The following is an 11916-nucleotide window of genomic DNA, read 5'->3' as shown; positions in this document are numbered from 1 at the left end:
CCACTCGATACAACCACGCTCACTCAGAGCGACAAGCACAGCGGCGTTCCGTTGGACGTCCATAAGGGAGGAAACATGACCGATTCAGCGAGCACCCGAGGCCGACTGCGCCGCAGTCGGTGGCTCGCAGTCACCGTTGTGGCTGTGCTGCTGCTGGCCGCATGCGGCGACGGAGACGACGACGATGCCAGCGAGGCTGCCGCCGCCACCACTGCCGCTGCAAGCGATGCGGGAGATGCCGCCGACGGTCCGGCTCCCGACGACGGCTGCGAACCCGGCGAGACTGACGGCGATCTGGTGTTCTACAACTGGGCCGACTACATCGATGAGGAATTGCTGGTCGCTTTCGAAGAGGAGTCAGGCATCAGCATCGACTACTCGGTGTATGAGTCGAATGAGCAGATGCTCACTCAGGTCGAGTCAGGCGCCGCCATCTATGACCTGGTCGTTCCATCGGACTACATGGTGGCGTTGATGATCTCCGAGGATCTGCTGCTGCCCCTGGACTTCGACGCCCTGCCCAATGCCGCTAACATCGATGACGCGTGGGACAACCCGCCGTTCGATCCCGAGCACCGCTTCCACGTGGCGTACCAGTGGGGCACGACGGGCATCGGCATGACCTACGACATGCTCGATACGCTCGGTGGCGAAGCCTCATGGGCGGTCATCTTCGATCCTGAGACGGCGGCGCTGGTGCCGGGCGACATCTCCATGCTCGACGACGCGCCCGAGGCCGTTTCGGCCGCACTGAAGTACTTGGGCTACAGCATCACCGAGGTGATCGAGTCCGGTAACGAGGACGCCGTGCGCGAAGCGGGCGCCCTGCTCAAGGCCACCAATGATCGGCTGCTCAAGTACGACTCGGTGACCTTCGGCGATGACCTGGTCAACGGCGAGGTCGACGTGGCACACGGTTGGAGCGGCGGGTTCGCCCAGGCCTTCTTCGAGACCGATGCGTACGAGACTCACGTGTACACCATCCCGATCGAGGGCGGTGTCCGCTGGGTGGACACGATGGCCATCCCGCACAACGCCGACAACGTGTGCTCGGCCCACGCCATGATCAACTTCCTGCTCGACGCGGAGAACGGCGCTGCGTTGACGAACTACACCTACTACGGCAGCCCGAACACAGCCGCAACGCCCTACATCCTGGACGAGATTCTGGAGGACCCGGGGATCTACCCGCCGCCGGAGGTGTACGCGCGGCTGGAGTTGATCCCGCAGATGGGCGACCTGGGCTTGATCGTGCAGGACATGCTGACCGAGGCCAAGAGCTGAGGGAGCCGGAGGTCAATTGAGCCGGCAGTACGCCGGGCTGGGCTCTGGCCTGGCCCGGCGCTGTCGCGTATGCCCGGGCTAGCTTCGGCCCAGTCCTGCCGGCGGGACGCCGTCCTCAAAACTTGTCGTCGGGGTCGCCCCAGCCGGTGAAGTCGTCGATGTAGTTGGTGTCGTCGATCAGCGCTTCATCGCGAGGGTGGTCGATGGCGTAGTTCAGCGCCCCGTTGATGTCGTCCTCCCAGACTTCACGCGGCAGGTCGTACAGCACCTCGACGCCGTAGCCGTTGGGATCGGTGATGTAGACGCTGTGCGTCATGCCGTGGTCAGTGCGGCGAGCGATCCTCACGTCGTTGTCCATCAGGAACTGGACCTGGGACAGCCACGACTCACGGTCCGGATACGTGATGGCGATGTGGTTGACCGCACATCCACCGCTTCCCAGTGTCCATTGTTCCGGGGGCGGCGGCAGGTCGTCCTGTTCCATGAGTGCAATATCGTGATGGTGCTGACCTTCGGGGGCACCCCGTACTCCGCTGTAGAAGCGCATCGTGGGGCGCCCGCGACCGTCGGGTGCAGCCACCAAGTTGCCCACCTGGCGGAATCCGAGCAGGTTGCACCAGAAGTGGTGCGACTCCTCAATGTCGCGCACGTTGAGAACGAGGTGGTTCACGCCGCGGGGTGCAACCGGCTCGGTCCGCTTCGACACCTCGGGTGCGGGAGGCACCTCGGTGCTGCTGTCGGTCGCCGTCATCGCTGCTCCCTGGCTGACTTGATCGACTGACTGTTCTGACGTGCCTCAGTTACGCGGCACTTCGATCCACGGGACGTCCTTGTCGACCCGTGGCTCGCCCGGGAGTCCCAGGACCTGCTCTCCCAGGATGTTCCGCATGATCTCCGAGGTGCCGCCCTCGATGGAGTTGGCGCGTACTCGCAGGAAACCGTGCTGCACGCCGCCGTCGGACCCGTCCACCGACAGGTCCTCGGGGCGGCGGAACGTGTAGTCGTAGCCGACGAGCCCTTCGGCGCCCATCATGTCCACCGCACAGGTCATGAGCGCCTGGTTCAGCTCGGCATAGGCCAGCTTGGCGATGGACATTTCCGGCCCGGGATTGCCCATGCGCCGGTTGGCCCCGGCGCGCATATTCGTCAGGCGCATCACCTCCGAGCGCGCCCACAGCTTTGTCAGTCGATCACGCGTCACGGTGTCGCGATCAGCTTCATCGCGCTGGTTCCACAACTTCACCAGCACCGAGATCGGTCCCGATCCCTGCTTGGGCGGACCACCGCTGCCGGTGCCGATGGCATTGCGCTCGTTCATCAGCGTGGTCAGCGACACCCGCCAGCCGTCACCGACGTCGCCGATGCGCTTTGCATCGGGCACACGAACATCGGTCATGTAGACCTCGTTGAATTCGGCCTCGCCGGTGATCTGGCGCAGCGGGCGCACCTCTACGCCCGGCGACTTCATGTCGAGTGCGAAGTAGGTGAGCCCCCGATGCTTGGGCACCTCGGGATTCGTGCGCGTCACGAGCATGCCGAAATCGCCTAGGTGGGCCAGCGTGTTCCACACCTTCTGGCCGTTCACGATCCACTCCTCGCCGTCAGCTACCGCCCGGGTCGCCAGTCCGGCGAAGTCGCTGCCCGCACCTGGTTCGCTGAACAGCTGGCACCAGAGCTCCTCGCCGGTGAACATCGACCGGAGGAAACGCTGCTTGACCTCTTCGCTGCCGTGCGTGTGAATGGTCGGACCGGCCAGGTGCATGAAGAACGTGACGGGCTTCATGGGCCGGGCGCCGGCCGCCCGCAGCCGCTCCTCGACCCCCCGCTGGAGCCTGGGGCTGACGCTCAGGCCGCCGTGCCCCTCGTCGAAGTGCACCCAAGCCAGACCGGCGTCGAACTGTGCTCCGCGAAACTCCGCGTAGCTCAGCTGTTCGGGGTTGTGCGATGCCAGCAGTTCGTCGATGGCGGCGTCAACCCGCGCCGCAGCGGCATCGGCAGTCGTCGGGGCTTCGAGCGTGTCGGTCATGGTGCCAGTCTGCCAGCACTGCGCAGCCGCTGGCGCTGTGCAACAAACAAGTCAGCGCAGCCGCTGGCGCTGCGCAGCATCGGTTCAGCGCGGCATTGGTTCAGCGCAGTCCGAGACGGCTCAGTAACGCTCGCCCGGGAACGAAGGATCGGTCTTGGCCAGGAACGCCTCTGCACCGTGCGACATGTTGCGCGGGATGAGCACCGCTTGGTGGCCCATCTCGACATCGAGCTGGTCGGCAAGGTCACGCTGCATGGCGCCATCCACCGCAGAGCGGATCCGCGCCATCGCCGCCGGGGAGCCGCGCCGGAGCACATCGACAACCTGTGCCACCGCAGCATCGAGGTCGGCGTCGTCGACCGTCCTCCACACCAGGCCCCACTCGGCGGCCTGATCGGCCGTGACGCGCTCTCCGAGCAGCGACATGCCCAACGCTCGGGCCCTGCCGACTCGCATGGGCAGCTGCCAGGTCGTGCCCAAGTCGGGGACGATGCCGAGCCGAGGCCCAAAGGTCGCGACGAAGAATGCTGACCGGGCAGCGATAGCGATGTCACACGAGAGCGCCAGACCGATGCCGCCGCCGGCGGCAACTCCGTTGATGCGGGCCACTGTCGGCACCGGAGACTCGGCCACCGCTCGGATGGCGGGATGGAACACGTTGTCCATCGAGTCGGTCGTGGCATCGCCCTGAGCCTGGGGATCGATGTCCTCGGCACCATCGGCGGCGGCGCGAAGGTCGGCGCCCGAGCAGAATCCGCGTCCAGATCCGGTGAGAATCACCGCTCGTACGGACTCATCGGCCACCACCATGCCGAACGCTTCGCTGATGTCGTTCATGAACTCGTCGTTCATGGAGTTCAGCGTCTCGGGCCGATTGAGCGTCACCGTGGCGACGTCGGCGTCGACGCTGAAGCTGACCGTGCCGTTTGACGGCTGCGCCGGACTGCTCATGAGGATTACTTATAGCGGTAGGTGATGCGGCCGCGGCTGAGGTCGTACGCCGAAACTTCCACCTGCACCCGGTCTCCAGGAAGGATCCGGATGTGGTGCTTGCGCATCTTGCCGCTCAGGTGCCCGAGAACCTCGTGACCGTTGTCGAGCTCAATGCGGAAGTAACCGCCCTTGAGCGCCTCGACGGTCTTTCCTTCGAGCAAGATTGCGTCGTCTTTGACTTTCGGCACGTGGTATCCCCGGTCGGCTGTGCGCCCGAGCGCCTCACCACAGCGGAGCGCGCGAGCCGTTCCATGGTAGCCGAGCCGACTCGGAGCCGCCCGCGGTTGCCGCCGGAAGGCCGCCCTCAGTGACGCTTCACGCCCCCGTACTTCATGCGGGTGTCCGACATCGAGGCGAGCCGCACCTCGTCGTTGTTGATGCCGGCAGAGACGATTTCGCCCATGAATAGCGTGTGAGTGCCCAAGTCCACGCTGTGGCGCACCTCGCAGTCCATCCAGGCCGCGGCATCGACGAACACCGGTGCCCCGGTGGCGGCTTCGTACACCGACCAGCCGTTCAGCGTCCCGGTTGCCGGACCGTCCCCATCACCAGCGGCCTCATAGGCAGCGGGCTTGGAGAACTTCACGAACGGCCTGGTGTTCTCTGCATCCCAGAGGTTCACGCTGAACGAGCCGCCGTCAGAGATCAGCCGGTGAGTGACGGCAGTGTTCTCGACACCGATGCCGATGAGCACCGGCTCCATCGACAGCTGCGTCATCCAGCTGGTCGTCATGGCGTTGCGCTCGTCGCCGGCTCTGGACCCCACCAGCGCAAGGGCATTGGGGATCTTCCACGTCACCCGGTTGACCAACTCGTCCGCAAGGTCGGCAGTGCTCATGGGTGCACCCTATGCACATCTGTACTCGGCTCGTTTCCGTACCGACCAATCCAAATTGGCTGCGCCCGCACAGTCCGGTCAAGCGGCATTACCTGGAGACGAACCCTCGACCGAGCCTGATGAGTTCGCCCGCCGCTTCCCTTAGATCGCCGTCCCCATGGCGAAACCCATGAATCACGGCGTTGCGCAGCGATGCCAGCTCTTTCAGTCTCGAATGCTCTTGGCGCGAAATCGCGCCGTGCATGGTCGCTTCGCTCAAGAGGTGTCGCACATGGCTGACAGCCTTTGAGTGCCCACCAGCCTCCTTCGCCAACAGCCGCCTGACCGCGGCTTCACACCCAGACCAAGCGAGCAGCACTGCTGCCTCAGGTTGCGAGCCGCTGAGCAGCGACTCGGCGTCAATCAAGCGGTGGCGAATGTCGTCCAAGGCCAGCGGATCCACGTTCTCGGGCGTGTCCACGCCGACGTGCTCAGGGACGAGAACGAGATCGAAGCTCCACCCGGGCTCCGCCTCTACCGCGCAGGCCAGCCTTTCGGCGGACGGATCGGTCCGCAACGAGGATCGCGTCTTGACCTCGATCACGCGTTTGTCGTCCTGTTTGGTTGCGATGAGGTCGGCTCGAACGCCGGGCAAGAAGCCCACTGGCGCTTCGATCGCAACCTCGTATCCCTTGCGCCGATACTCAGACGCAGTGCTCAGCAAGACCGTGTGTTCTGCTGCGTCTCGCTCTCGTTGCATCAGGTAACGCCTCCCAGGACATCCGCACGGTCGACGAGCACATGCAAGAACTCGTTGCGCACCACGGCGTGCTGCCGCAGCAAGGATGTCGCATTCGGCCACGCCAGCTTGCCACCAGAGCTCCTCTTGTGGCACGCAAGATCGAACACTTGGTCGTCGTCCGGGTACACCAAGTTCTTGAGCGCGTCCAAGATCGGTTTGGGAACATTGTCCACGTCGAGCGAAGCGTCTTCGTAGATGTAGCTGATCGTCACGGCGACTGGACCGTCGATGGGCTGGCTGCTGTCCCATTCGCTCATAGCCGCTGAGCGAACCGCATTCCTCCAGTCACGGCACCGCGCCTTCTTGTTCGCCTGCTGTGACACGGGTGGGCCTTCGATGCAGAACTCGAACGGCAGCGCCATGTCGGTGACGCTAGACCGACCTGGTGCCGTCAACGTGGGGTATTTTGCTCAAACAGCTAGAGCACGGGGGTTGCGACATGGCTTACGACCTGAAGATCACGGGCGGGACGATCATCGACGGGACGGGTTCGCCCCGCTACATCGGCGATGTAGGCATCTCGGGGGGCCAGGTCGTGGCGCTCGGCTCTGCTCCCGCCGAAGCCGCGCAGACCATCGACGCCACCGGGCGCATCGTGTGCCCCGGGTTCGTGGACATCCACACGCACTATGACGCGCAGATCATGTGGGACCGGCTGGTGAGCTGCTCTCCCTGGCACGGCGTCACCACCATCGTGATGGGCAACTGCGGGTTCTCGGTGGCACCGACTCGGCCCGAGCACCGCGACCTCATCATGCGAACGCTCGAGAACGTGGAGGGCATGAGCGTCGATGCGTTGCGTGCCGGCCTCGGCGACTGGGGCTTCGAGACCTTCCCGCAGTATCTCGATGCGCTCGAATCGAACGGCGCTGGGGTCAACATGGCTGCGCTGATCGGGCACACCGCCGCCCGCATGTACGTCATGGGCGAAGAGGCCACCGAGCGGGAGGGCACCCCCGAAGAGATCGCTGCCCAGCGCGACTTGGTGGCCGAGGCGCTGCGAGCCGGGGCGCTCGGTTTCGCGACCTCCAAAGCACCTACCCATGTCGGCTACGAGGGACGTCCGGTGCCCAGCCGCGCCGCGACCACCGACGAGATCGTCGAGATCGCTCAGGCGCTCGGCGACGTGGGCGGCGTGATGCAGGCAACCGTGGGTCGGGGCCTCAATCACGACGAGTTCGCACGCATCGCCGAGACCACCGGGGCGCACGTGAGCTGGACGGCGCTGCTGGGCTCGGCACGCGGTCCCGGCAGCCACCGTGCCGAACTGGAGCGTGCGCACGAGATCGCCGAACGTGGCCTGCCCGTCTTCCCGCAGGTTGCCGTGCAGCCCATCCAGTTTGAGATGAGCTGGAAGGCACCGTTCATCTACGAGGCCCTGCGCTGTTTCACGCCGGTCTCCCAGAGCGACCTCCAAGGGCGCAAGCGCTACTACGCCGACGCCGACTGGCGGGCCGAGTTCAAGGAAAAGGCGGGCAACGGCGGCAAGATCGGCGACCGCTGGGCTCGAACCGAAATCAGCTACCTGCCCCACAACCCAGAGCTCGAAGGCCGCAACGTGCAGCAGATGGCCGACGATGCCGGCCAGGACCCGGTGGACTGGGTGCTCGACGTAGCGCTCGAAGCCGACCTCGAGATGCGCATCATCCAGGACGTGCTGAATCACGACCCCGACGACATCGACGAGCTGCTGCATGACCCGACCACGGTGATCGGGCTGTCCGATGCCGGGGCGCACGCCAGCCAACTGTGTGACGCCAAGTACTCGACGGAGTTCTTGGCGACCTTCGTGCGCGGTCGGGGCAGCTTCGACCTCGAGACCGCCGTCCACATGCTCACCCAGCGCCCCGCCGAGGTGTTCGGCATTGCCGATCGCGGCACGCTGGCGCAAGGCAAGCCTGCCGACGTCGTGGTGTTCGACGCCGACGAGGTCGGCCATCTGGGCAAGCGGCGGGTGTACGACCTGCCCGCCGGCGCCGACCGCCTCATTTCTGATGCGAAGGGCATCGATGCAGTGGTCGTGAACGGCACCATCATCCGCCGGAACGGCGCCGACGCCGTCGATCCGCACGGCCCGCTGCCGGGCAAGCTGCTGCGCAACGGCAAGGGCTGAGCCCCCGTGCGCCCGAGCAGCGCCCCGACACCGACCGCGTCTACGGCCAGGGTCGGCAGCGGGCTCGACGGTGTGATCGATCTTCGTTCAGACACCGTCTCGCGTCCTAGCGATGACATGCGTGCCGCCATGGCCGCCGCGCCCGTCGGAGACGACGTGTGGGGCGACGACCCCACCGTCAATGAGCTGGAGGCGTACGCGGCGGACCTGTTGGGCTTCGAAGCCGCCATGTACGTGCCCAGCGGCACCCAGTCGAACCTGTGCGCGCTGATGGCGCACTGCGAGCGGGGCGACGAGTACATCGTCGGGCATCACGCCCACACCTACATGTACGAAGGTGGCGGCGCGGCGGTGCTTGGCAGCATCCAGCCTCAGCCGGTTCCCACCGACGACGACGGCATGCTGGACCTCGTCGCGGCGGAAGCCGCCGTCAAGCCCGATGACAGCCACTTCGCCCGTACCCGCCTGCTGTGCTTGGAGAACACCATCGACGGCAAGGTGTTGACTGCACCTCAGCAGAAGGCCGCCCGCGCGCTGGCGGACAAGCACGGGCTGGCGTTGCACCTCGACGGTGCCCGGCTGTGGAACGCCGCTGTTGCCCAAGGCTTGGCCCCTGACGAGGTCGCAGCCCCGTTCGATTCGGTGTCGGTATGCCTGTCCAAGGGCCTCGGCGCCCCCGTCGGCTCTGTGCTGTGCGGCTCGGCGACGCTTGTCGGCAAGGCCCGACGCTGGCGCAAGCTGCTGGGTGGGGGCATGCGCCAGGCGGGCATCATCGCCGCGGGCGGGCTGTACGCACTGCGGCACAACATCGACCGCCTCGCAGACGACCACGCCAACGCGAGGCGTCTCGCCGACGGACTGGCCGAGATCGACGGCCTGAGCGTGAACGCCTGCAACACCAACATGGTCTTCAGTTCTTTGGACCATGACGACCCCACGTTGTCACGGCGCCTCGCAGCACGCGGCGTGCTGGCCGACTGGCGCTACGGCCGCTCACGCATGGTGCTCCACCTCGACGTCAGCGAGGCCGCCGTAGACGCAGCGCTGGAGGCAATCGCCTCCGAACTCGCTGTCTAGCCCTCAGCGAGATAGCCCTCAGCGAGATAGCCCTCAGCGAGATAGCCCTCAGCGAGATTCGGTCAGTCTGCGACCAGCTCTCGGTTGGCCACCCGTGGCTCACAGACGTATTCGTCGAGGTTTACTTCCTTGGTCATGTCGAAGTAGTCGACGTTGCGCCACGGCGAGTTCACGACGATACGGCCCGACTCGTTTCGGTAGTAGCTGGTCATGCCGGGGTGCATCCAGACCATGTTCCCGTGCGCCTCGTCGACGCGATTGCGGTAATCGGTATGCACCTCGGGGCGCACCTCTACCGCTCCGAGGCCAGCCGCACACATCTTGCCGATCATGTCCATGATGTAGCGAACCTGCATCTCCACAACGAAGATGAGGCTCCCGCCGTGGCCCGGCTGCAGGTTCGGCCCATAGAGGGTGAAGAAGTTCGGGAAGTCGGGCGTCGCCGTGCCGAGATAGGCACTCGCGTCGTCGTCACCCCACGATTCGCGCAGCGTTCTCCCTGAGCGGCCCACTGCCTCATAGGTAGTGATGAACCGCAACACGTCGAAGCCGGTTGCCAGCACCAACACATCTGCCTCGCGCTCAGAGCCGTCCGAGGTACGGATGGTTTGGCCCGAAATCTCGGCAACGGCATCGTCGACCAGCTCGACCTTGGGGTTGCGCAGCATCCGGTACCAGCCGTTGTCCATCAGCATCCGCTTGCCGAACGGCGGGTAGGTGGGCAGCACCTTGTCGAGCAGTTCATCGGCGCGGTCGCCGAGCTCGTCGACGACGTAGCGCGTGAAGTACTTGCGGTGCGCATCGTTCTGGGCATTGAGCGATCGCTCAGGGTGATCCCAGTCGGGATCGGTTTGCAAGGCCGAGTGGATGCGGTCATTGAATGTCCAACCCAATCGCACCCGGTACCACGCCCGGTACAGCGGCACCGCTTCGAACAGCACCCGCATTGCATCGGGGACTTCCTTGCGGAACTGGTCGAACGGCGCCGCCCAGTGGTTCGATCGCTGGTAGATCGTGAGTGACTCCACGTCGTGCTGGATCTCGGGGCCGGTCTGCATGCAGCTCGCCCCGTTGCCCACGATCGCCACACGCTTGCCGCTGACATCGGCATCGGCGGGCCAGCGCGCCGTATGCCAGGTCTCGCCGTTCCAGGTCTCGAGGCCATCGATGTTGGGGCGGATCGGCGGGTTGAAGATGCCAGCGGCGCTGATAACGACGTTGGCTTCGATGATCTCCGTGGGTCCGTCGACGCCCTGAGCGTGCCCGTTCGCACCGGGCGCCGTGGCCGCACCGTCATCCCGCCGGCGCAGGCCTGTTTCATCGGGCGTAGCGCTCAAGCCCAGACTGCCGGTTTCCCAGCGCCCCTCGTTGTCCGCTACATGGCGCACCTCGGCGCGCCAGACCTGGCGCTCGGCGTCATAGCTGATGCTCTCGACCGAGGTGTTGAAACGAATGCTGCGGCGCACATCGAATTCATCGGCGACCTTCTCGAGGTAGCCGTGCAGCTCGTCGCGCAGACAGAAGTACATCTTCCAGTCGTGCGGGGCGAACGAGTACGAGTACAGGTGGTTCGGCGTGTCCACGCCGGCCCCCGGGTAGCGGTTCTCCCACCACACCCCGCCGACCGTGCCGTTGCGCTCGACCACTTCATAGGGCACGCCGGCCTGCTGCAGGTTGATCGCCGCGCACAGCCCCGACGCACCGGCCCCGATCACCAGCACCTTGAAGCCGGGCGGAACGTTGATCGGATCGTGGTCCAGGAACTTGGCGAGGCCGAGCTGGGCTGCAGTGAATGCGCCGTACTCGTCGGGGACGTGCTCTCCCATTGCCGTGCCCAGCATCCGCACGATCAGGTCGTCGTCGGGCTCCGGGATCGCCATGGGGCGGCCGTCGCGCCAGACACTCATCGCCTCGAACGCCGCCTCGCGCACTTCCTGCTGCTGCTCGGGCGTCAAGCCGCCTGTGTCGTTGTCGCCGAGGCCGGGCTGGCGCTTGGGGCGGTACGGGTCCTCGAGCCAGTGCAGTTCGCCCGTCATCTGAACCAGCAGCATCAGCAGCGTCGGGATGTTCGCAACGGCCACTGCTGCCGCGAGCGTCTCGTCGTCCACATCGGGTCGGCCAGCGGCCGTCGGCGCTCCGTAATCGGACGCATGCGCCCCGTTTGTCGCACTGGCCTGGGACACCTGTGACATCACTCCCCCTCCGCCGTAGAGCCAGCGTAGGGCGTGGCGGGTCGCCGAATCCGGTGAAGCGGGTTGCGCCGGTGTGCGTTCGGAACTCTCGGGTTCGGTCAGTCCTGCCTGGTGAGTTCGCCTCGCAGGTGATGGACGAGTTCGGTGTAGCCCACGGCGGCCATCCACAGCTCGGAGATCAACGTGGTGCTGTTGACGGTCAGCTCGCGCCGCACCGAGGTCACTTCTTTGGCGGTCGGTGTGAGGCCGACCTGTTCACTCGACAGTTCGATCACGAGGCCGCTGTCACTGGTGCGCACGGTGCCGAGATGGATTTCGGTGACGCCCGACGGTTGGGCAATCGTGAACTCCAGTTGCCCGTCGGGCAGGGCTCGCAGGTAACCCGCCTCGGAGTGCAACGGCTCGCCCGTGACGCGGTTGCGGGTGCGCTGGATCATCGACACGAACGGCTTGCCGACGTGGCTGAACACCAATTCCTCCACATACGTGAAGTCGTCGATCGTCGGGTAGTGGCCAACGCCGGTGCCCTGCCAAGTACCCAGCAAGGGGGCGAGCGGTTCGCACTGCAGATGCAACTCAGTCATCTCCGCAAGCTAGTGGGGATGGTCCCGA

General features: G+C 65.6%; 12 protein-coding genes. 3 read left to right on the top strand and 9 right to left on the bottom strand.

The features are described 5' to 3' along the window. The first annotated feature begins 75 nt into the window (after positions 1-75). A complete protein-coding gene (locus tag ACPXYO_RS15085) occupies positions 76-1284 on the top strand; it encodes an ABC transporter substrate-binding protein (RefSeq protein ID WP_423922165.1) in 1209 nt (402 codons plus the stop codon). A 115-nt stretch (positions 1285-1399) separates the two neighbouring features. On the opposite strand, the gene ACPXYO_RS15080 is transcribed toward ACPXYO_RS15085, so the two are convergent. The 7 genes from ACPXYO_RS15080 to ACPXYO_RS15050 all read right to left on the bottom strand — a co-directional run bounded on the left by ACPXYO_RS15080 (position 1400) and on the right by ACPXYO_RS15050 (position 6284). Continuing rightward, a complete protein-coding gene (locus ACPXYO_RS15080; protein WP_423922164.1) occupies positions 1400-2035 on the bottom strand; it encodes a VOC family protein in 636 nt (211 codons plus the stop codon). Between the two features lie 45 nt (positions 2036-2080). Further along, positions 2081-3310 carry an acyl-CoA dehydrogenase family protein gene (locus ACPXYO_RS15075; protein ID WP_423922161.1) on the bottom strand — a complete coding sequence of 410 codons (1230 nt, stop codon included), beginning with the start codon at positions 3308-3310 and terminating at the stop codon, positions 2081-2083. Positions 3311-3430: 120 nt separating this feature from the next. Further along, positions 3431-4261: an enoyl-CoA hydratase/isomerase family protein gene (locus ACPXYO_RS15070; RefSeq protein ID WP_423922159.1), complete on the bottom strand. Its 831-nt coding sequence runs from the start codon at positions 4259-4261 to the stop codon at positions 3431-3433. A 5-nt stretch (positions 4262-4266) separates the two neighbouring features. Then, the gene (gene infA, locus ACPXYO_RS15065) at positions 4267-4491 is read right to left on the bottom strand and encodes a translation initiation factor IF-1 (protein WP_423922156.1); all 225 of its coding nucleotides are present in this window, start codon (positions 4489-4491) and stop codon (positions 4267-4269) included. 116 nt (positions 4492-4607) lie between these two features. Then, positions 4608-5141, bottom strand: a complete 534-nt coding sequence (locus tag ACPXYO_RS15060) for a flavin reductase family protein (protein WP_423922153.1) — start codon at positions 5139-5141, stop codon at positions 4608-4610. Between the two features lie 88 nt (positions 5142-5229). Continuing rightward, a complete protein-coding gene (locus ACPXYO_RS15055; protein WP_423922150.1) occupies positions 5230-5880 on the bottom strand; it encodes a hypothetical protein in 651 nt (216 codons plus the stop codon). Then, a complete protein-coding gene (locus ACPXYO_RS15050) occupies positions 5880-6284 on the bottom strand; it encodes a RusA family crossover junction endodeoxyribonuclease (RefSeq protein ID WP_423922147.1) in 405 nt (134 codons plus the stop codon). The genes ACPXYO_RS15055 and ACPXYO_RS15050 overlap by 1 nt, the downstream gene beginning before the upstream one ends. A 77-nt stretch (positions 6285-6361) precedes the next feature. Between ACPXYO_RS15050 and ACPXYO_RS15045 the strand changes: the two genes are divergently transcribed. Then, the gene (locus ACPXYO_RS15045; protein WP_423922145.1) at positions 6362-8035 is read left to right on the top strand and encodes an N-acyl-D-amino-acid deacylase family protein; all 1674 of its coding nucleotides are present in this window, start codon (positions 6362-6364) and stop codon (positions 8033-8035) included. A 72-nt stretch (positions 8036-8107) separates the two neighbouring features. Beyond that, positions 8108-9112, top strand: a complete 1005-nt coding sequence (gene ltaE, locus ACPXYO_RS15040) for a low-specificity L-threonine aldolase (RefSeq protein WP_423922142.1) — start codon at positions 8108-8110, stop codon at positions 9110-9112. Between the two features lie 62 nt (positions 9113-9174). On the opposite strand, the gene ACPXYO_RS15035 is transcribed toward ltaE, so the two are convergent. Next, a complete protein-coding gene (locus tag ACPXYO_RS15035; protein WP_423922140.1) occupies positions 9175-11304 on the bottom strand; it encodes a flavin-containing monooxygenase in 2130 nt (709 codons plus the stop codon). Positions 11305-11402: 98 nt separating this feature from the next. Then, positions 11403-11888: an FABP family protein gene (locus ACPXYO_RS15030; protein WP_423922138.1), complete on the bottom strand. Its 486-nt coding sequence runs from the start codon at positions 11886-11888 to the stop codon at positions 11403-11405. Positions 11889-11916 lie beyond the last annotated feature (28 nt).

Origin of the sequence: Candidatus Poriferisodalis sp., from assembly GCF_965237655.1 — a bacterium.
Lineage (GTDB): Bacteria > Actinomycetota > Acidimicrobiia > Acidimicrobiales > Poriferisodalaceae > Poriferisodalis.
Note: the sequence above shows the minus strand (reverse complement) of the source record. Positions and strands in the feature narration are given on the sequence as shown.